This window comes from Lascolabacillus sp. (assembly GCF_028696275.1).
Lineage (GTDB): Bacteria > Bacteroidota > Bacteroidia > Bacteroidales > Dysgonomonadaceae > Proteiniphilum > Proteiniphilum massiliensis.
This window is the reverse complement of the sequence record NZ_JAQVHI010000007.1, coordinates 1-19,622: the sequence shown is the minus strand read 5'-3', so window position 1 is coordinate 19,622 and position 19,622 is coordinate 1. Positions and strand designations below refer to the sequence as shown.

Below are 19,622 nucleotides of genomic sequence, written 5' to 3'. Positions count from 1 at the left end.
GGTTATCAAGTTTTTTTATACCTTTGTGAGACAATAGAGGGGTTATTTAATTTACTTTTTATAACAAATGAAAAAAGCAGCTTTTTTATTTTTCTGCATTATTTTGGTGTTTCTCATCTCATGCACTCAAAACAGAGGTGAAAAGGGTATGAAAGGTAAAGAGATAGCTGATTCGGCTCTTACAGAAGAATTTGAGGTTGAAGAGTTCAGTGAGTTTATGGAAAGATTCAGTTTGGAAGAGTCATTTCAACTTCAAAGAATAAAATTCCCAATAAGTGTTATCGTTCCTGATACAGGCAATGAAGGTATGGCTCCAATCAGGGAAGTGATTGGCAGGTATGACTGGGAACCGCTTGACCTGACATATGATAGTACTTACTTAACCAGGCCATATGATCAATATTACCAGGTTGTACGCTTCAATAATGATACTGCGGTTGTCGAGATAAGAGGTATTGACAATGGTATTTACGCAGATTATTACTTTGAGCTTATCGACAGGAAATGGTATCTTGTAACACTCTATGAAGCCTCTTTCTAAGAGATTCAGCTATTTCTTGAGCATTTCGTCACCAAAACTTAGTGGTAAAAGATCTTTTATACTGCTAACAACATAAACTGAGTCGTTACCGCACATCATAACCTTCATTGGTGAATTGAACCGGTTCTCTGCCTCAAGTAGTACCTGCCTGCATCCACCGCAAGGAGTGATTACATCTTTTGTAAATTCCCCTTTATTCCATGCTGCTATAGCGATAGCTTCAACTTTCTGATCAGGATATTTGGAATGAGCATAGAAAACAGCAGTTCTTTCAGCGCATAATCCCGAAGGGTATGCAGCATTCTCCTGATTATTTCCGGTGATTATTTCACCATTGGCCAATAATGCTGCAGCACCCACGTGAAACTCAGAGTATGGTGCGTAAGAGTTTAATGTTGCATTTTTAGCTGCTTCAATAAGTTTTTTTTCGATATCGGAGCACTCCTCTATCGGATAAACAGTTATCTTTGTGGATAAATTGATTTCTTTCATATTATAATGCAATATTTATCTTACAAATATACATTTATTTCATCGTTAACGCTATTACTATCATTTTTATTTAATATTTCTAACCTGTCAGCTCAATCTGGGGTAAGAACATATGAATTATACATTGAAAGATATAGTGATCTGGCTATACAGCATATGGATAAATATGGTATTCCTGCATCCATAACGCTGGCACAGGGTATATTAGAATCGGGTGCAGGTATGAGCGATCTGGCAAGACGATCGAATAATCATTTTGGAATTAAATGTCATAGCGTGTGGAGCGGACCCAGAGTGTATGCCGCAGATGATACGCCAAATGACTGTTTCAGAAGTTACAGCAGAGTTGAGGATTCATATCAGGACCATTCAGAGTTTTTAGTAGGTAGTGCCAGATACAGATCTCTGTTTGAGCTTTCGATTACGGATTATAAAGGATGGGCAAGGGGACTACAAAAGTCGGGCTACGCAACAGATAAAGCCTATGCCAATAAGCTTATAAAACTTATAGAGGATTATGAACTTTACAGGTTTGATGACAAGAAGTATCGACGCGGAGTTAGCAAACGCGACCGTGAAGCTATTCGTTCGGCAGAGTCTTCAAGGGCATCATGGACACATGAGCCTTATATAACACATGGACTGGTATATGTGATTGCTGTAGATGGTGATACGTTTGGAAGTATTGCAAAAGAATTTGGTTTCAGTGAAAAGGATTTACTGAAATTCAATGAGGTGCCTGAGGATTTCCCACTTAGTGAAGGTGATATAGTATATTTTCAGAAGAAGAAGACAAGGGCGGACAAGCCTTATGAATATCACACGGTGCAGGTAGGTGAATCTATGTACAGTATATCTCAGACTTATGGAATACAACTGAGGAACCTGTACAGGCTGAACAAAAAGAGTTATGAATACATTCCTGAAGAGGGTGATGTGCTAAAATTAAGATGATTTCATTATGATATGAATGAAAATATTTTTTTCATTTGTATGAATAAAAAAATAAAAGATGAGAAATATGGAAATGAAATATAATACTCAAAAAGAGAAACTTATAATGCCTGAATACGGACGCAATATCCAGAATATGGTAAATCATTGCGTAAGTATTGAAGATCCTGAGGAGCGTAAAAGATGTGCCAATGCAATAATTGATGTTATGGGCAATATGTTTCCTCACCTTCGCGATGTTAATAATTTCAAGCATATCCTTTGGGATCATCTTGCAATCATGTCGGATTTCAAACTGGATATTGATTACCCATATGAGGTAATTAAAAAAGAGGAACTCTATTCTTCTCCGGGACGACTAGAATATAGTCGCCCAAGCATGAAATATCGTCATTACGGTAAAATTCTTGAGAGGATAATCAACATCGCCACAAAAATGGAGGATGGAGAAGAGAAGAAACAGCTGGTTAAACTGATTCTCAACCAGATGAAGAGATCATATGTTCAATGGAACAAAGCAATTGATGATGAAAAGATCTTTGAAGATTTAAGAGAGTTGTCGGGTGGAAAACTTGATATTAAGAGTGAAGACTATTCAATTCCTGAAATAAAAGTTACACCAAGCCGCACTAAACTTAAGAATATAAAATATCAACGAAAAAGATAAAAAAGGATGATCTCAGAAAAGGATATCATTAAAATTGGCAGCACTCAAAAGCCTTATGGAATAAAAGGGGAGATAGTCATACTTTTTTCAAGGGAAGAATTTGCTGAAGCTGATTCCGAGTACTATTTCCTAATGATTGATGGTATCCCTGTTCCTTTTTTTATTGAAGAATTTACATTCACAACAGATCGGTCTGCACGTGTTAAATTTGAGGATATTGAGGATGAAAAAGATGCTTCTAAGTATTTGAATCTGGATGTGTATATACCACGCAGCATTCTCACTGAGGAAAATCCTGAAATAGAAGAGAGCTGGCACCTGTTTGTGGGTTATGATATTGTGGATCAGAGTGGAAATATGATTGGCACTATCAGCGATGTTGACGATTCTACATTAAACGTGCTTTTTATACTATCGAAAGATGATGAGGAACTCCTTATTCCTGCTACAGAAGATTTTATTATTATGATAGACGATGAGAATAAAGTAATCGAGATGAATCTTCCAGAAGGTCTTATTGATAGTTAATAGTTGTAACTGGTTACAGATCACATATAATCGAATGCCTTTCCTTCAAATTTCAGATGTAACAATAGGTTATACAGCAAAAAACAGGCTAAATGTAATACAAACAGGCCTGAATCTAACTGCTGAGGAAGGAGAGCTTATTGTTCTGGTCGGCAAAAACGGTTGTGGTAAATCAACACTCATAAGATCTATTGCCTGCCTTCAACCAATTTATGGAGGCAGAATAACACTTAACGGGAAAAATTTAACTGAACTCTCACCGGCAAAGAGAGCGCGACTACTTTCGATAGTGCTTACTGAACAGCAATCAGTTGCCTCTTTTACAGTCAAAGAACTTATATCAATTGGGCGCGATCCATATACAGGCTGGTTGGGTAAACTTACTGATAAAGATATAAGGATTGTTTCGGAAGCTGCTGAACTCACTTATCTTAAAGGGTTCGAATATAGAAACATTCATGAGCTCTCTGACGGTGAGCGGCAACGTGTGTTTATAGCAAGAGCTCTGGCACAGGATACCCCAATGATAATTCTTGATGAGCCTACTTCTCACCTCGACCTGCCAAACCGTATAAATATTTTGCTTCTTCTCCAGAAGCTTGCACGTGATACCGGAAAGACGATTATAATTTCTACTCATGAGCTGGAGACCGCTATGCAGGTGGCCGACAAGCTCTGGATTATGGAAAACAGGGGAGGGGTTACAGTTGGTATTCCTGAAGATATGGTTCTTAACGGTAGTTTTGATAAGGTATTTCATCATCACAATTATGAGTTTGATAAAGAGTATGGAAGTTTTGTAGTGCAGAAACAGCTGGATAAAAAAATAACAACTTTCGTAGATAAACCTGATGGTTTAATAGCAAGATGGACTACAAAAGCTCTTTCGAGAAAAGGATACAGGATTGTTGAAGATGCTCCCGTGAGACTTTACGTTGATGAGGGTAGTCGCACCTGGACAATCAGAAAGGATAACCAGTCACTCGTAACCTATAGCATTGAAGATGCATTACGGGGAATAAACGAACTTTATCAACCCTCCAATTCGTCAGCAAACCTGTAGAATGCCTCTCAATTTTTTATTATCTTTGCAAGATTTCAGGTGAAATAAACAACATGCAATTAAAGAAACGACATATAGCTATTCTTGGTTCTACAGGCTCGATAGGCAGACAGGCACTGGATGTGATTTCAAACCATCCTGAAAGGTTTGAGCCCTACGCACTTGTGGCAAATAATAGTGTTGAACTACTTATACAGCAAGCTCGTACTTTCATGCCAGAGGTTGTTGTAATTGCAAACGAGGATAAGTATGATCAGCTAAAATCTGCATTGAGTGACCTGCCGATCAAGGTTTGGTGTGGCAGCAAATCAATAGAGGAGGTTGTGCTTGATGAGAATATTGATATGGTGCTTACGGCAATGGTGGGTTTTTCAGGTTTAAAACCAACTATTAATGCTGTAAAAGCCGGGAAGGCAATTGCTCTGGCAAACAAGGAGACGCTGGTTGTTGCGGGAGAACTGATTACATCTCTTGCAATAGAAAACAGAGCAGCCATACTGCCTGTTGATTCTGAGCATTCAGCTATTTTTCAATGCTTGAATGGAGAAGGGAACAATAATGTTGAGAAATTGTTATTAACTGCTTCAGGCGGACCATTCCGCAGCTTTTCCAAAGATCAGCTGCAGAGTGTTACCAGAGATCAGGCGCTTGCTCATCCAAACTGGAGTATGGGGGCAAAGGTTACAATCGACTCATCAACCCTCATGAACAAAGGTTTTGAAATGATTGAAGCAAAATGGCTGTTTGGAGTGGACTCTTCACAGATAGAGGTGCTTGTTCATCCGGAATCTATTATTCACTCGATGGTACAGTTTGAAGACAAATCAATTATTGCACAGTTGGGACAGCCTGATATGAGAGTTCCCATACAATATGCTTTTTCATATCCTGAGAGACTGAAAACTGAAGTAGATGAGGTGGACTTTTTCAAGCTTTCGCAGCTTACCTTTGAGAAGCCCGATCTGAATAGGTTTCCTAACCTCAGCTATGCTTATGAAGTTATAAAAACAGGTGGTAATATGCCATGTATACTCAATGCAGCAAATGAGATAGCTGTAGAACTTTTCCTTCAGGAAAGGATTGGGTTCCTGGATATGAGCCTGTTGATTGAGAAAACATTACAAAAAGCTTCGTTTGTGAAAAATCCATCGCTTGAGGATTACTTGCAGACTGACAGTGAGACAAGAGATATAGTTACAGAATTATTCAAAACACACATTACTGTGTGAAAAATTTAGTGGATGGAATCATTTTTAATTAAAGCGTTGCAGCTCATAATGAGCTTATCGATTTTAGTAATCGTACACGAGTTTGGGCATTATATTTTCGCGAGAATGTTTAAAATCAGGGTAGAGAAGTTCTATCTGTTTTTTGATGCAGGCTTCGCACTTTTCAGATACAAACCGAAAAATAGTCAAACCGAGTATGGTGTTGGCTGGCTTCCTTTAGGAGGCTACGTTAAGATCTCCGGTATGATTGATGAATCAATGGATAAAGAGCAGATGGCTCTGCCTCCGCAACCATGGGAATTCAGAACCAAGCCGGCATGGCAGAGGTTGCTGGTAATGGTTGCAGGTGTCTTCTTCAATCTTATCCTGGCATTTTTTATCTATTCCATGGTTCTATTTGCATGGGATGATACATATCTGCCTCTTGAAAATGTTACTCAGGGGATGGAATTTAGCACTGCAGCTAAAAAAGCAGGTTTTCAGGATGGTGATATTCTATTGATGGCTGATGGTAAAAAGCTTGAAAGATTTGGAGTACGTACACTGCTTGATGTGGCTGATGCTGAGGTAGTAACTGTAAAAAGAAATGGAGATATTATTGATCTGAAAATGGAAGAAGGGCTGATGAAGAATCTGCTTACTGACAAAGAAGGATTTGCAACATATCGTATACCTACTGTAATTTATGATACGATGGAAGGTAGCTCTGCAGAGCTGGCCGGACTGACAAAAGGTGACAGTATAGTAGCCGTAAATGGTGTAACTACTCCATCATTTGCAGATTTGCGAAATATCCTTGATGAAAATCGTGACGGTGAAGTAGCCCTTGATTATTATAGGGGTGGTATCCAATATTCAACAACAGCTAAGCTTGATTCTGCAGGAACACTTGGATTTTATGTAATGCCTGCAGCCATGGTTTACAATACCCATACACTTACATATGGCTTTTTTGAATCTTTCCCTGCCGGGATGAAAATGGGTATTCAGACATTAAAAGACTATATTGCACAATTCAAATATGTGTTCACTAAAGCGGGAGCTTCTTCCCTTGGAGGATTTGGTGCTATTGGTAATTTGTTCCCTGCACAGTGGAACTGGCAGTCATTCTGGATGATGACCGCATTTCTGTCTGTTATTCTTGCATTCATGAATATTCTGCCTATACCTGCACTCGATGGGGGCCATGTAATGTTTTTGATATATGAAGTTATTACAAAGCGCAAGCCCAATGAGAAGGTAATGGAATATGCACAGATTGCTGGAATGGTATTGCTGTTTGCATTAGTGCTGTATGCAAATGGAATGGATATTGTAAGAGCTATCTTTAAATAAATTTTTACTGAATAATCAGAATAGTTTATTAATCGGTTGATCTAAAGAATTAAAGTGTATAGTATGAATATTCCAGAATTAATTGGAAAAGGAGGTAAAACAGCTTTTTCTTTTGAATTGCTGCCTCCCCTGAAGGGAAACAGTATACAGCAGGTGTACAGGACTATTGATCGCTTGATAGAGTTTGATCCAAAATATATTAATATTACAACTCATCATAGTGAAAACATATATAAAGAGGATAGCAATGGTGTTTACCGTAAGGTAAATGTCAGAAAGCGTCCGGGATCAGTTGCGATTGCCGCGGCAATTCAGAACAGATATGGGGTGACAGCTATTCCTCACATTATATCACAGGGATTTACAAAAGAAGAGACCGAGTATGCACTAATAGATCTCTCTTTTCTTGGCGTTACCAATCTGCTGTTATTAAGGGGAGATACAAAAAAGCTTGATGCTGATCAGAGAGCGATGGATAGTCATAAGAATGCAACAGGACTGCAGGAACAGGTTAATAACTTTAACAAAGGCATCTCTTTCGATGGATCTCCTTTAGCTCCTCCTGAAGTTCCTTTTTCTTACGGAATGGCTTGTTATCCCGAGAAGCATGAGGAGTCTCCAAATATGGAGTCGGAGATATTCTTCACCAAGATGAAGGTGGATAATGGGGCAGAATATCTTGCAACTCAGATGTTTTTCGATAACAGGAAATATTTTGAATTTGTTGACAGATGCAGAGCTGCAGGAATAACAGTTCCAATTATTCCCGGGATAAAACCTATTAACTTAATGAGTCAGCTTACTGTACTTCCGCGTATTTTCCGAACAGATATTCCGGAAGAGCTTGAGAAAGAGCTTCGTAAATGTAAAAGTGATGATGATGCCAAAGAGGTAGGTGTTGAGTGGTGTATCAAACAGTGCAAAGAGTTGATAGCTGCCAACGTACCAAGCATACACTTCTACTCACTAATGGCTACAGAAAGTATTTACAGAGTAGCAAAAGAGATATATTGATGTATTTTCGTGATGTTATAGGACATAGTGATATAAAACAGCATCTTACCGAGAGTGTCAGACGAGGGAAAGTGCCTCATGCAACAATGCTCTACGGTCCCGAAGGTGTTGGTAAACTACCTCTGTCCTTAGCATACGCAAGATATCTTAACTGTGCAGATCGTGGTATAGATGACTCTTGTGGTAAATGTCCCTCATGTCACAAGTTTGATAAACTGGCACACCCTGATCTCCATTTTGTATTTCCCGTGGTGAAGTCAAAAGTGAGTGACGACTATCTGCCACAGTGGCGTGAATTTTTATCCGGTAGTGCCTACTTTAATCTCAATCAATGGTTAGCATACATTAATGCAGAGAATGCTCAGGGTGTCATTTACTCAAAGGAGAGTGATGAGATAATCCGAAAGTTGAATCTTAAGGTTTATGAAGCTCCATATAAAGTGATGATTATATGGCTTCCTGAGAAAATGCATGATTCCTGTGCAAATAAGCTTCTGAAGATGATAGAAGAACCACCTGGTAATACAGTATTTCTGCTAATATCTGAAGATAGGGAAAATGTGTTGCAAACTATATGGTCTCGTTGTCAACCCTTACGGATAAATTCAATTGGTGATGAAGAGATGATAAGGGTTATTCAGCAAAATTTTGATTTGGAAGCCGACGAAGCCCAGACAATAGCACATATTGCCAACGGAAGCTATACCAAGGCGGTTGAAATGATCAACTCTTCTGACGATACCCGCTTTTTATTTGAACTGTTTGTAAACATGATGCGAAGTTCAGTATCGGGTAACATTAAATCAATCAAGCAGTCAGCCAATGAAATTGCGGGAATAGGGAGAGAGATGCAAAAAAGCTTTCTCAGCTATTCGATAAGGATGTTCAGGGAGTATTTTGTGAATAATCTTGGAGCACCTGAAATGGTTTATATGAATGATTATGAACAGGATTTCGGTGAGCGTTTTTCTCCCTTTATTAACGAGAAAAACATTGAGAAATTCAATGAAGAGTTCTCTCTTGCTTATCGGCAGATAGAACAGAACGGAAATGCAAAAATTATTTTCCTCGATCTTTGTTTAAAAGCAACAATGCTTTTAAGGAAATAATTTGTAACTTGCATTATATTTTACTATTAAAATAAACAAAAAGTCTCGCTTTTCAATCCTAAAAAGCGATTTATATATATGGACAGAGAAATATTAGCAGATAAACTGGCGGACATTGTACCTGCAAAAGAGACTACTATACGAAATACTAAAAGTTGTAAGGGATGTACACGCCATACAAATAAACTTCACATATATGACTGGCTTCACGACTTTCCTGAATTTCAGGATCTCACAAAAATGGTGGAGGTTCAGTTTAAAAATACAAGAAAAGGGTATTACATAAACAGTAATGATCTCAAGCTGGAACTGGGTGATCTGGTAGCCGTTGAGGCTACTCCCGGACATGATATTGGTACTGTTACTCTAACCGGGAAACTGGTAGAGAAGCAGATGAAGAAAAATAATTACCGGGAGGATGCAAATGGTGGATTGAAACGTATTTATCGTATTGCACGTCCCGCCGACCTGGAAAAGTATGAACAGGCAAAAGCGCGTGAGCAGTCGACCATGATTCGTTCACGTCAGATTGCCGAGGAGCTTGGACTGCAGATGAAGATTGGCGATGTTGAGTATCAGGGTGATGGTAATAAAGCTATCTTTTACTATATCGCTGATGAGAGAGTCGATTTCCGTCAGTTAATCAAAGTGCTGGCCAGTGAGTTCAGAGTAAAGATTGAGATGAAGCAGATTGGTGCCCGTCAGGAGGCAGGACGAATTGGAGGAATTGGTCCCTGCGGACGCGAAATGTGTTGTAGCAGCTGGGTGTCAAGTTTTGTCTCTGTATCAACAAATGCAGCCCGTTGTCAGGATATATCAATCAATCCACAGAAGCTTGCGGGTCAGTGCGGTAAACTTAAATGCTGCATGAATTACGAAGTTGATATGTATGTTGAAGCACAGCGCAGTCTTCCTTCACGTGAAATTGTTCTTCGCACCAAAGATGCAGATTACTATCATTTCAAAACCGATATTCTGGCTGGGATGATTACCTATGCGACAGACAAGAATGGTATGGGAAATCAGGTGACTATACATAAAGACAGGGCTTTCGAAATTATTGGAATGAACAACAAGGGTTTAAAACCTGATAAGCTTGCTCCTGAAAACCAAAATAATGATCCAAACAAGGAGGTTGTATATAACAATGATATACTTGAAGATCAGAGTATAACCCGATTTGATAATACTGCTAAGAGTAAAAACAAGAAAAAGAGAAGGCCTAGAAGAAGAGCTTCAGGTAATGCAGGAAACAATAATCAGAAAAATAACAGATCGTCAGGTGATAAAAAGGAATAAAATCCTCTTTCTATTAGTCGGTACGCTATTTATAACACATACGTCCTGTTCTGATGGAGAGGTTTATTTTAGATATCATCATATAGAGAGAGGGAAATGGTATAGTGATAGTGCGTTGACTTTCACTATGGATTCTATCGGCTTTAATCCTGCTGCCAGACATGATTTATCAATAGAGCTTACAACTGCTAATATCTATCATTATAAAGATATATGGATGCAGGTTGAGCATAACCTTATCGACACTATTTACAGATGCGACACCTTGCATTTCAGGCTGACAGATGATTATGGTAAATGGCTGGGCAGTGGGACAGGTGGTTTGCACCAGATATCACTCCCATATAAGTCAGATATACCACTCGACACATCGCGTCTATATATTTTGCAAATCAAACAGATAATGAAAGATGACCCACTAATCGGTGTTGAAAAGGTGGGTATTAAAATAATAGAGAAAATTTGATGACATTTAATCTTAATTGAACTATTAATTAGTTAATAGTACGTCCGTTTGAGTTAGAGAGAATTACATGTTATTTAAAAAAATGAGAATAGTATTTTTAGGATCGGGAAATGTTGCAACGCATCTGTCGTTTGCACTTAAGAAAACCGGAAACGATATTATTCAGGTTTACAGTAAAACTCTGGAAAATGCTGAGTTACTTGCCTCAAAGGTAGATGCTGATCCAATAGACGATATTAAGTTGATAAACACCAATGCAGACCTGTACATTTTTTCAGTAAAGGATGATATACTACCTGAGATTGTGGAGCATATGCCTGAAACCACTGGAATATGGGCTCACACCGCCGGGAGTATGCCGATGTATCTCTTTTCAGCTAAACGAAGAGAGGGATATGGAGTAGTTTATCCATTGCAGACATTCAGTAAGAGCAGAGAGGCAGACTTCAGTAATATTCCTTTTTTTATTGAAGGAGACAACCCTAAAACAGAGCATATTCTAGTGGAAACTGCTAAATCGATTTCCGGTAATGTGAGACTGCTTGATAGTGAGAAAAGAAGATACCTTCATCTGGCAGCAGTATTTGCAAATAATTTCAGTAATCATATGTTTACGCTGGCATCAGAGATATTAGATCAGGAAGGAGTCTCTGCTGAAGTATTAAAACCATTAATAAGTGAAACTGTGGCCAAGGTAATGGTTATGGAGCCTAAAAAGGCACAAACCGGACCTGCCGTAAGATATGATGAAAAGGTTATTCAAAAACATCTGGATCTGATACAAGACAACGACACGAAAAAAATATATGAATTAATAAGCAAAAGCATAAATAAACATTCTAAATGAGCGCAATAAACTACGATCTGACAAAGATTAAATCATTTATTTTTGATATTGATGGTGTATTATCAAAACAGACAATCAATCTTTCAGCGGATGGTGAGCCACTACGTACAGCTAATATACACGACGGTTATGCATTAAACCTTGCTGTTAAACTTGGATATGGCGTGGCAATAATTACCGGAGGAAATTCAGACTCAGTAAAAGTACGTTATGAATCACTTGGTATTAAGGATATATATATGAAGTCAGGAATTAAAATGAATGATTTTCTTGACTATATAAATAGAACCGGATATAAACCAGAAGAGATAATTTATGTGGGTGATGATATACCCGATTATAAAGTAATGAAAGCTGTTGGTCTGCCCATTGCATCAAACGATGCAGCTCATGAAATAAAAGCTATCGCAAAATATATCTCTCCAAAAAAAGGGGGAGAAGGGGTTGCCCGTGATGTAATTGAGCAGGTTCTGAAAGTTCAGGGACATTGGATGAGCGAGACAGCTTTTGGTTGGTAATTATTAAAGTTTTTAACCTGTTTAATCATTTAAAACAGGTATATTTGCAAAAATAAAATAAAAAAACCTCCGGATAATGGCAAAATTCATTGGTTATGTTGTGGTAGATAAAGATCACTGTAAAGGGTGTGATCTTTGTGTTGTATCATGTCCAACTGACGTTCTTGAACTTGAACCACGCGAAGTTAACGATCGCGGGTATCACTATGTGTATATGAAAAATCCCGATGATTGTATTGGATGTGCAAACTGCGGATATGTTTGTCCGGATGCATGTCTTACAGTTTACAAGAAAAAAGTGGGCTAATTTTTTTACACCTTATAAATTTTTTTAAAATAATAGTATGTCAGAAGCGATATCTTTGATGAAAGGGAACGAGGCCATTGCCCATGCAGCAATTCGTTATGGTGTTGATGGCTATTTTGGGTACCCGATCACACCACAGTCTGAAATTATTGAAACCTTAATGGCTGAAGCACCATGGAATACAACCGGAATGGTGGTGTTACAGGCTGAAAGCGAAGTAGCTGCAATAAACATGGTATATGGTGGAGCAGCATGTGGAAAATACTCGATGACCTCATCTTCCAGCCCGGGAGTTAGTCTCAAGCAGGAAGGAATTTCTTATATGGCAGGTGCTGAGCTGCCAGGACTTATTGTAAATGTAATGCGTGGCGGACCGGGTTTGGGTACAATACAGCCATCGCAGGCTGATTACTTCCAGACTGTAAAGGGTGGGGGACATGGTGATTATAAACTTATTACTCTTGCTCCTAATTCGGTTCAGGAGATGGCCGACTTTGTGGGCTTGGCTTTTGATCTAGCTTTTAAATACCGCAATCCGGCAATGATTCTGACTGACGGAGTAATTGGTCAGATGATGGAGAAGGTGAAACTTCCCGATTTCAAACCAAGAAGAACAGAACAGGAAATACGTGAACAGTGTCCCTGGGCAACACTTGGGAAGACCCCTGAAAGAGGTCCTAACATCATTACCTCGCTTGAACTTGATTCAGCATCTATGGAGAAAAATAACATTCGTTTCCAGGCAAAATATCGTCAGATTGAAGCAAACGAAGTACGTTATGAAGAGGTTAAATGTGATGATGCTGAATATATAATAGTTGCATTTGGCTCAACTGCTCGTATCTGCCTTAAAGCAATTGAGATGGCCAGACAAGAGGGCATAAAGGTTGGTCTGGTTCGTCCTATCACCTTATGGCCTTTCCCAGCTAAGATACTCAATGAATATGCAGGCAAGGTTAAAGGGATGCTAACTGTGGAGATGAATGCCGGTCAGATGGTTGAAGATGTACGCTTATCAGTCAATGGTAAAGTACCAGTTGAACATTATGGCCGACTCGGTGGTATTGTTCCAACTCCAGACGGTGTTCTTGATGCTTTAAAAGAAAAAATAGTAAAATAAAAACCTTACGTCATGGATCCAAAAATAAGAAATTTGTTTCTGTTGCTTTTCCTATTAGCGTTTATCGCAACAATTGTAATTTACTTTTCAACCGATAAGGATATGAAACTCACCTGGTGGTCAGGAGGAGCAGCAATAATATTTTATCTGATCTACAGGTTCAGTAAAAGGTAAACAGTATCGTGCGATACAATTGAAAATAAATAGTTTAATCGAATGAATAGAGAAGATATAGTATGTCCGGAAAATTTGATTTACTCAAAACCGGATATCATGAACGAAAATTATATGCACTACTGCCCGGGCTGTTCTCATGGAGTAGTACATAAAATAATTGCGGAGGTTATAAAAGAGCTTGGACTTCAGGAGAAAACAATTGGAATTGCACCTGTTGGTTGTGCAGTATTTGCGTATAACTATCTTGATATTGACTGGCAGGAAGCTGCTCATGGTCGCGCTCCCGCTGTTGCCACTGCGACAAAACGACTCCTTCCTGATAAAATGGTATTCACATACCAAGGTGATGGCGACCTTGCCGCAATTGGTACTGCTGAAACAATCCACACTGCAAACAGGGGTGAGAATATTGCCATAATATTCATAAACAATGCAATTTATGGTATGACAGGTGGTCAAATGGCTCCTACAACACTGGAGGATATGAAAACATCTACAAGTCCTTTCGGACGTGACACCAGCAGTATGGGTCGTCCTCTTAAAATACTTGACATGCTTGCACAGCTGGATGGCGTTTGCCTGGCCAGTCGCACAAGCGTGCACACTGCAGCTGCAGTAAAGAAAACCAAGAGACTTATCAAGCTTGCATTTGAAAACTCAATGGCAGGTAAGGGCACATCAATCGTAGAGGTTGTTTCAACTTGCAACTCAGGTTGGAAAATGACACCTGCTGCAGCAAATGACTGGATGGTTGAAAATATGTTCCCGGTGTTTCCTCTTGGTGATTTGAAAAACGTTTAAAAACTTTAATTATATAAAATGCTACAGGAAATTGTAATTGCTGGTTTTGGTGGTCAGGGTGTTTTGTCGATGGGCAAGATACTGGCTTATTCAGGTATCATGGAGGGTAAAGAGGTGTCTTGGTTTCCGGCTTATGGACCAGAGCAAAGAGGGGGAACAGCAAATGTTACAGTGATCATTTCTGATGAACCAATTAGCTCTCCTGTTGTTAATAATTATGATGTTGCAATTGTTCTTAACCAACCATCACTAGACAAGTTTCAGGACAAGGTTAAGCCTGGTGGGATCCTTATCTACGATGGATATGGTATCAACAATAAAGTGCAGCGCACCGATATAAATATATATCAAATCAATGCGATGGATGAGTCGGTGAAGATGGAAAACAGTAAAGTTTTTAATATGATTATTCTGGGAGGATTACTCAAAATCTCTTCTATGCTTAAGATAGAGAATGTGATGAAAGGACTTAAGGAGACTTTGCCTGAGCGTCATCATTATCTGTTGCCGATTAACGAAAAAGCTATTATTCGTGGAATGGAAGTAGTGGAACTGGAAAACAGAGCAGTTTTAGCAACTGTTTAATTAATAAAGATAAAAGCTGAAAATATTCTGAGATTATAAAAACATTATCATAAAGCGGATGGAATAGGATCAAAAACTATCTTTCCGATTAGGAGCCGGTCTGATGCCTGTCAGTCCGGCTTCGCGATTTATTTAGAGCCGAATGGCCACCAACTCCACCACTTTTTTTTAGCCGTTTTCTCCTGCTGTTTTACCGATTCATTTTTAACTTTAGCAGAGTCCTGTTTTTTCGCAACAGCTTTCATCTTTCGTGAGCCAGTATCTCTTCCTTTACCTGATTTTACTTCAGCTGATACTCCTTTTTTACCGGTTTCTGCGGCAGATATATCCGACCTGTTAAGATCTTTTTTCTTTACCAACCTTTTGTTTGTAGATTTACCAGGGGTTGTATTATTTGAATCCTGCTTATTTGATTTAACCTTACCCTGAGCAGTTTTAACATTCTGTTGAGTATTTTCTTGAACCAGTTTTCTTTTTCTATTATTACGATTATTCCTTTTTCTATTCTGATTATTGTTGCTGTTCTCTTTATTACTCAGGTCGTTTTTTAGATTCTCGTTCTCTTTTGTCACATTATTTACAGACTCTTCTTTAGAACCCTTAATTGTACGATTCTTATTCCCTTTACGCTGTTTATTCCCGGATCTTGCAGATTTCTCCACTTTTTCTCTCTTATCATTAGCACCCGGTTTAGTTGAAGACCTACTTTTTGATGAATTTCTCTTTGTACCTTTTTGCTTTCTGAACTCTTCAGGATTATATTCAGGTGTTTCACCAAGTTCACTTGGTACAGGTATTCTATATATCTTTTTCTGAAGGAACTGTTCTATCTTCTCCAACAGATGCTGATCTTCCGGTGAAACAAAAGTTATTGCCATTCCTGAATCACCTGCACGTGCAGTTCTCCCTATTCTATGCACATAATCCTCCACATCGTAAGGTACATCAAAATTTATTACAAGGGTAATATCATCAATATCAATGCCTCGTGAAACAATATCAGTGGCTACTAAAATATCAATTCTTTCATTTTTAAACTCACGCATGACATGCTCACGCTGTGACTGATCCAGATCGGAATGCATCTCACCTACAGAAAGGTCCATCTTCTGAAGTGTTTTAGCAATCTCTTTTACCTTCTGTTTTTTTCCAGAGAAAAGTATAACCTTGTGAGGCTTTTTATTTTTGAAAAGGAGTTTAAGAATCTCCATTTTCTGTGACTCATAACAGATGTAAGACGACTGAATAATTGATTCAGGTGGTTTTGCTACAGATATAGTTATCTCTTCAGGATTTCTAAGAATTGTTTTTGCCATCTGTTGGATTTTAGGTGGCATGGTTGCTGAAAACATTACAGTCTGCCTATCTTTTGGAAGCAGCTTCACTATCTTCATGATATCATCATAGAATCCCATATCCAGCATCCTGTCAGCCTCATCAAGGATGAAATATTTAACTCCTGAGAAATCGATATTATAAAGATTTATGTGTGATAATAACCTTCCCGGAGTTGAAATCACCACATCTGCCCCATTTAAAAGTCCTTTTTTCTGAACATCCCATGCCTCACCATCATTACCACCATAAACCGCAACCGAAGAAAATGGAGTATAATAAGAAAAACCTTCCATCATCTGGTCGATCTGTTGAGCCAGCTCTCTCGTTGGAGCCATAATAATTGCATTTACCTTATTTTGATCATGATCATCTGTTTGCAGATTATTTAAAAGTGGAAGCAAAAATGCAGCAGTCTTGCCCGTTCCTGTTTGTGCACAGGCTATAACATCCTTTTTCTTGAGCAGGATAGGAATTGCCTGTTCCTGAATAGGAGTAGTTTCTTTAAAATTCATTGCATCCAATCCTTCTAAAAGAGAATCTGTTAAGGGAAGTTCGGTAAATAGCATATGATAGTTTATTGTTAGAGTAGAATATATGTTTGAGGTATGTATAAAAGTACTTTACAACACTCAGTTTATACAAAGATACAACGAAATATTGATTTTTTTAAATTGAATAAAAATATTCCTGATTTTGTCTTTTTTATTAAGAGAATTAATCATATCTTTGCACTCGATTTTTAGGAGAGATGGCAGAGTGGTCGATTGCGGCGGTCTTGAAAACCGTTGAAGTGCGAGCTTCCGGGGGTTCGAATCCCTCTCTCTCCGCTGAACTAACCGGACAAAACCGGACAGTAAGCAGACAAGTCCCACAAATTCAATGATTTGTGGGACTTTTTTCATCCCCTTGTGTCTGCCTTAAAGTACACCTTTTCGCCCCTGAAAGACAAAGTTCGTAACCTAACTTGTACCCCCGACAAACAAAAGCGGAAAGGGGGTACAGATTGTCCGAAATTGGCGAAGTCCTGTCGCTATTTGGCTTGCCTGCATAGAACTCATTTTAAGAGATTTACAATAGTTTTGCAACTTAAAGAAGTGAGTTATGAAATCAACATTCAACATTTGCTTTTACGCAAAGAAAGACAAGCAGAAAGCCAACGGTGCGTACCCCATTTTCGCCCGTATCACAGTGGACGGTGTGGCGAGCCGTTTTAATACCAAGCTGGACGTGCTGCCCTCTATTTGGGACGGTAAAATGGGCAAGGCTACCGGACGTACTTCGGAAGCCAGCCGCATAAACCGTATGCTGGATGATATAAACGCATCTTTGAACACCATTTACCACGAAATGCAGCGGCGTGACAACTACGTGACCGCCGAGAAAGTGAAGAACGAGTTTTTGGGGCATAGCGAGAGCCACGAAACTATCCTTATCCTGTTCCAAAAGCACAATGACGATGTGAAGCAGCTTGTGGGTATATCCAAGACGATAGCGACCTACCGCAAGTATGAAGTCACCCGCCGACACCTTGCCGAGTTCATTCAAAGCAAGTACAACGTATCGGACATATCCATAAAGGAGATAACGCCGATGTTCATTACCGATTTTGAATTGTACTTGCGTACAGCTTGCAAATGCGGCTACAACACTACCGCCAAGTTCATGCAGTTCTTCAAGCGCATCATCATCATAGCCCGTAACAACGGCATATTGGTAAACGACCCGTTCGCCAGTTATAAAATCCGGCTGGAGAAAGTGGATAGGGGCTACTTGACGGAGGACGAGATAAAAATCATCCTCAAAAAGAAAATGGTTTCCGAACGGCTGGAACACGTCAGGGACTTGTTCATCTTTGCCTGCTTCACCGGACTTGCCTACATAGATGTAGCCGGGCTTACACAAGACAATATCCGCAAATCCTTTGACGGCAACCTTTGGATAATGACAAAGCGGCAAAAGACCAATACGGACGTGAATGTTCCCTTGCTGGATATTCCCAAGATGATTTTGAAGAAGTACAAGGGCAAATTGCCGAACGGTAAGATACTTCCCATTATCAGCAATCAGAAGCTGAATGCGTACTTGAAAGAGATTGCCGATGTATGCGGGATTAAAAAGAACTTGACATTTCACCTCGCAAGGCATACTTTCGCCACGACCACCACGCTTTCAAAAGGCGTACCCATTGAAACGGTCAGCAAGATGCTGGGACACACGAACATTGAAACGACCCAAATTTACGCCCGCATAACTAACAGTAAGATAGGCAGCGATATGCAAGGACTTGACAAGAAGTTTGTCGGCATCGAAAAGATTTACAAGGAAGTAGCCATGTAATCTTGATTATTGGGAACTGGTCACAAATTGTGACCAGTCCTTACTATTGTTCCAACATTACTTAATCCCCTAAAATATACAATTATGGATTTACAGATTATCCAAAACAAGATTTTTGAAGTCAGAGGTTGCCGGGTGATGCTCGATTATCATTTGGCAGAACTCTATCAAGTGGAAACACGAGCCTTGAAGCAGGCGGTCAAACGCAATATCGAGCGTTTCCCCGGTGATTTTATGTTTGTTCTCACCAAAGAGGAAGCTAACTTATTGTTATCCATAGGGGTATCACAAAATGTGATACCTCCTGATTATAACTTCGGTGTAGCCATGCCTATGGCTTTCACGGAACAGGGCGTAGCCATGCTGTCCTCTGTTCTCCGCTCCAAAGTAGCCATAGAGGTAAACATTTCAATTATGCGGGCTTTCGTCCTCATGCGCCAAATGGTAATCGGTTACGAGGAACTGTTAAAGCGTATCGAGGAACTGGAGGTAAGCACCGATGCGCAGTTCAATGAACTGTACCAAGCCCTTACCCAGCTTCTAAGTCAGTCGCAGCAGCAAAAAGAACGCCGTCCGATAGGTTTTGTTACCTATGAGCGTTCAGGTGACAAATAGGTAACGATTTCGGTAACGAAATCCCACTTAACAACCTATATCCCGGTGTTGTACATTCTTCCATCTTGCGGGCAGTCCGGCGACTACCCGCATTTTTCATATCCTTTTCCAACTGGCACATTCCCCGGAACGCCATCCGTGCGTGGCATGGCTGACTGTATTCCGTGAAAAGAGCCGTTGGAAACCCGCACAAGCGTTTTGCAAGCAAGCTCACAACACCCTTGCCTTTCCCGCCCACATGGAGTTTTCCCTAAAAGATGAAAGAGAACAGGCACTTTTC

Annotated in this window: 20 protein-coding genes, 1 tRNA gene and 2 pseudogenes; 21 read left to right on the top strand and 2 right to left on the bottom strand. The window is 39.4% G+C overall.

Features of this window, described 5'->3' with window-relative positions; translation table 11 throughout:
• The first annotated feature begins 67 nt into the window (after nt 1-67).
• On the top strand, nt 68-541 hold the full coding sequence (locus PHO43_RS03305; RefSeq protein ID WP_045089066.1) for a DUF4348 domain-containing protein: 474 nt from the start codon (nt 68-70) through the stop codon (nt 539-541).
• Nucleotides 542-550: 9 nt separating this feature from the next.
• On the opposite strand, the gene cdd is transcribed toward PHO43_RS03305, so the two are convergent.
• Nucleotides 551-1,033 carry a cytidine deaminase gene (cdd, locus tag PHO43_RS03300; RefSeq protein WP_045089067.1) on the bottom strand — a complete coding sequence of 161 codons (483 nt, stop codon included), beginning with the start codon at nt 1,031-1,033 and terminating at the stop codon, nt 551-553.
• A 6-nt stretch (nt 1,034-1,039) separates the two neighbouring features.
• On the opposite strand from cdd, the gene PHO43_RS03295 reads away from it, so the two are divergent.
• The 17 genes and pseudogenes from PHO43_RS03295 to PHO43_RS03215 all read left to right on the top strand — a co-directional run bounded on the left by PHO43_RS03295 (nt 1,040) and on the right by PHO43_RS03215 (nt 15,052).
• Nucleotides 1,040-1,987 (top strand): glucosaminidase domain-containing protein, encoded by a 948-nt coding sequence (locus tag PHO43_RS03295; RefSeq protein WP_045089068.1) that lies wholly within the window; start codon nt 1,040-1,042, stop codon nt 1,985-1,987.
• A gap of 73 nt (nt 1,988-2,060) precedes the next feature.
• Nucleotides 2,061-2,654: a DUF4290 domain-containing protein gene (locus PHO43_RS03290; protein ID WP_045090786.1), complete on the top strand. Its 594-nt coding sequence runs from the start codon at nt 2,061-2,063 to the stop codon at nt 2,652-2,654.
• A 6-nt stretch (nt 2,655-2,660) separates the two neighbouring features.
• Nucleotides 2,661-3,182 (top strand): ribosome maturation factor RimM, encoded by a 522-nt coding sequence (rimM, locus tag PHO43_RS03285; protein ID WP_288009315.1) that lies wholly within the window; start codon nt 2,661-2,663, stop codon nt 3,180-3,182.
• A gap of 34 nt (nt 3,183-3,216) precedes the next feature.
• The gene (locus PHO43_RS03280; protein WP_288011272.1) at nt 3,217-4,245 is read left to right on the top strand and encodes an ABC transporter ATP-binding protein; all 1,029 of its coding nucleotides are present in this window, start codon (nt 3,217-3,219) and stop codon (nt 4,243-4,245) included.
• Nucleotides 4,246-4,298: 53 nt separating this feature from the next.
• Nucleotides 4,299-5,474 carry a 1-deoxy-D-xylulose-5-phosphate reductoisomerase gene (locus PHO43_RS03275; RefSeq protein WP_045089071.1) on the top strand — a complete coding sequence of 392 codons (1,176 nt, stop codon included), beginning with the start codon at nt 4,299-4,301 and terminating at the stop codon, nt 5,472-5,474.
• Nucleotides 5,475-5,486: 12 nt separating this feature from the next.
• Nucleotides 5,487-6,809 (top strand): RIP metalloprotease RseP, encoded by a 1,323-nt coding sequence (gene rseP, locus PHO43_RS03270; RefSeq protein ID WP_045089072.1) that lies wholly within the window; start codon nt 5,487-5,489, stop codon nt 6,807-6,809.
• A 63-nt stretch (nt 6,810-6,872) separates the two neighbouring features.
• Nucleotides 6,873-7,823 (top strand): methylenetetrahydrofolate reductase, encoded by a 951-nt coding sequence (locus PHO43_RS03265; RefSeq protein ID WP_045089073.1) that lies wholly within the window; start codon nt 6,873-6,875, stop codon nt 7,821-7,823.
• Nucleotides 7,823-8,932, top strand: a complete 1,110-nt coding sequence (locus tag PHO43_RS03260; RefSeq protein WP_288011271.1) for a DNA polymerase III subunit — start codon at nt 7,823-7,825, stop codon at nt 8,930-8,932. Before PHO43_RS03265 ends, PHO43_RS03260 begins: the two co-directional genes overlap by 1 nt.
• A 138-nt stretch (nt 8,933-9,070) precedes the next feature.
• Nucleotides 9,071-10,213, top strand: a pseudogene (locus PHO43_RS03255) (PSP1 domain-containing protein); the annotation flags it as partial.
• Nucleotides 10,176-10,697, top strand: coding sequence for a gliding motility lipoprotein GldH (locus PHO43_RS03250; RefSeq protein ID WP_288011268.1), 522 nt, complete (start codon nt 10,176-10,178; stop codon nt 10,695-10,697). The pseudogene PHO43_RS03255 and the gene PHO43_RS03250, both read left to right, overlap by 38 nt.
• Nucleotides 10,698-10,779: 82 nt before the next feature.
• On the top strand, nt 10,780-11,544 hold the full coding sequence (locus PHO43_RS03245; protein WP_288011266.1) for a Rossmann-like and DUF2520 domain-containing protein: 765 nt from the start codon (nt 10,780-10,782) through the stop codon (nt 11,542-11,544).
• Nucleotides 11,541-12,062, top strand: coding sequence for a KdsC family phosphatase (locus PHO43_RS03240; protein ID WP_053826705.1), 522 nt, complete (start codon nt 11,541-11,543; stop codon nt 12,060-12,062). Before PHO43_RS03245 ends, PHO43_RS03240 begins: the two co-directional genes overlap by 4 nt.
• Before the next feature lie 76 nt (nt 12,063-12,138).
• Entirely contained in the window at nt 12,139-12,369 is a 231-nt protein-coding gene (locus PHO43_RS03235) for a 4Fe-4S dicluster domain-containing protein (RefSeq protein ID WP_045089078.1), read from the top strand.
• 37 nt (nt 12,370-12,406) lie between these two features.
• On the top strand, nt 12,407-13,489 hold the full coding sequence (locus PHO43_RS03230) for a 3-methyl-2-oxobutanoate dehydrogenase subunit VorB (RefSeq protein ID WP_045089079.1): 1,083 nt from the start codon (nt 12,407-12,409) through the stop codon (nt 13,487-13,489).
• A 12-nt stretch (nt 13,490-13,501) separates the two neighbouring features.
• Nucleotides 13,502-13,663 (top strand): hypothetical protein, encoded by a 162-nt coding sequence (locus tag PHO43_RS03225; RefSeq protein WP_157360202.1) that lies wholly within the window; start codon nt 13,502-13,504, stop codon nt 13,661-13,663.
• A gap of 42 nt (nt 13,664-13,705) precedes the next feature.
• Entirely contained in the window at nt 13,706-14,467 is a 762-nt protein-coding gene (locus PHO43_RS03220) for a thiamine pyrophosphate-dependent enzyme (protein ID WP_045089080.1), read from the top strand.
• An 18-nt stretch (nt 14,468-14,485) separates the two neighbouring features.
• A complete protein-coding gene (locus PHO43_RS03215; RefSeq protein ID WP_288011262.1) occupies nt 14,486-15,052 on the top strand; it encodes a 2-oxoacid:ferredoxin oxidoreductase subunit gamma family protein in 567 nt (188 codons plus the stop codon).
• 635 nt (nt 15,053-15,687) lie between these two features.
• On the opposite strand, the pseudogene PHO43_RS03210 reads toward PHO43_RS03215, so the two are convergent.
• A pseudogene (locus PHO43_RS03210) lies at nt 15,688-16,956 on the bottom strand (DEAD/DEAH box helicase); the annotation flags it as partial.
• A 176-nt stretch (nt 16,957-17,132) separates the two neighbouring features.
• Here PHO43_RS03210 and PHO43_RS03205 point away from each other — a divergent pair.
• The 3 genes from PHO43_RS03205 (at nt 17,133) to PHO43_RS03195 (ending at nt 19,342) form a co-directional block, all read left to right on the top strand.
• Nucleotides 17,133-17,217: transfer RNA gene (locus tag PHO43_RS03205), tRNA-Ser, on the top strand.
• Nucleotides 17,218-17,491: 274 nt separating this feature from the next.
• The gene (locus PHO43_RS03200; RefSeq protein WP_288011260.1) at nt 17,492-18,727 is read left to right on the top strand and encodes a site-specific integrase; all 1,236 of its coding nucleotides are present in this window, start codon (nt 17,492-17,494) and stop codon (nt 18,725-18,727) included.
• Nucleotides 18,728-18,811: 84 nt separating this feature from the next.
• Nucleotides 18,812-19,342, top strand: a complete 531-nt coding sequence (locus PHO43_RS03195; protein WP_288011258.1) for an ORF6N domain-containing protein — start codon at nt 18,812-18,814, stop codon at nt 19,340-19,342.
• Nucleotides 19,343-19,622 lie beyond the last annotated feature (280 nt).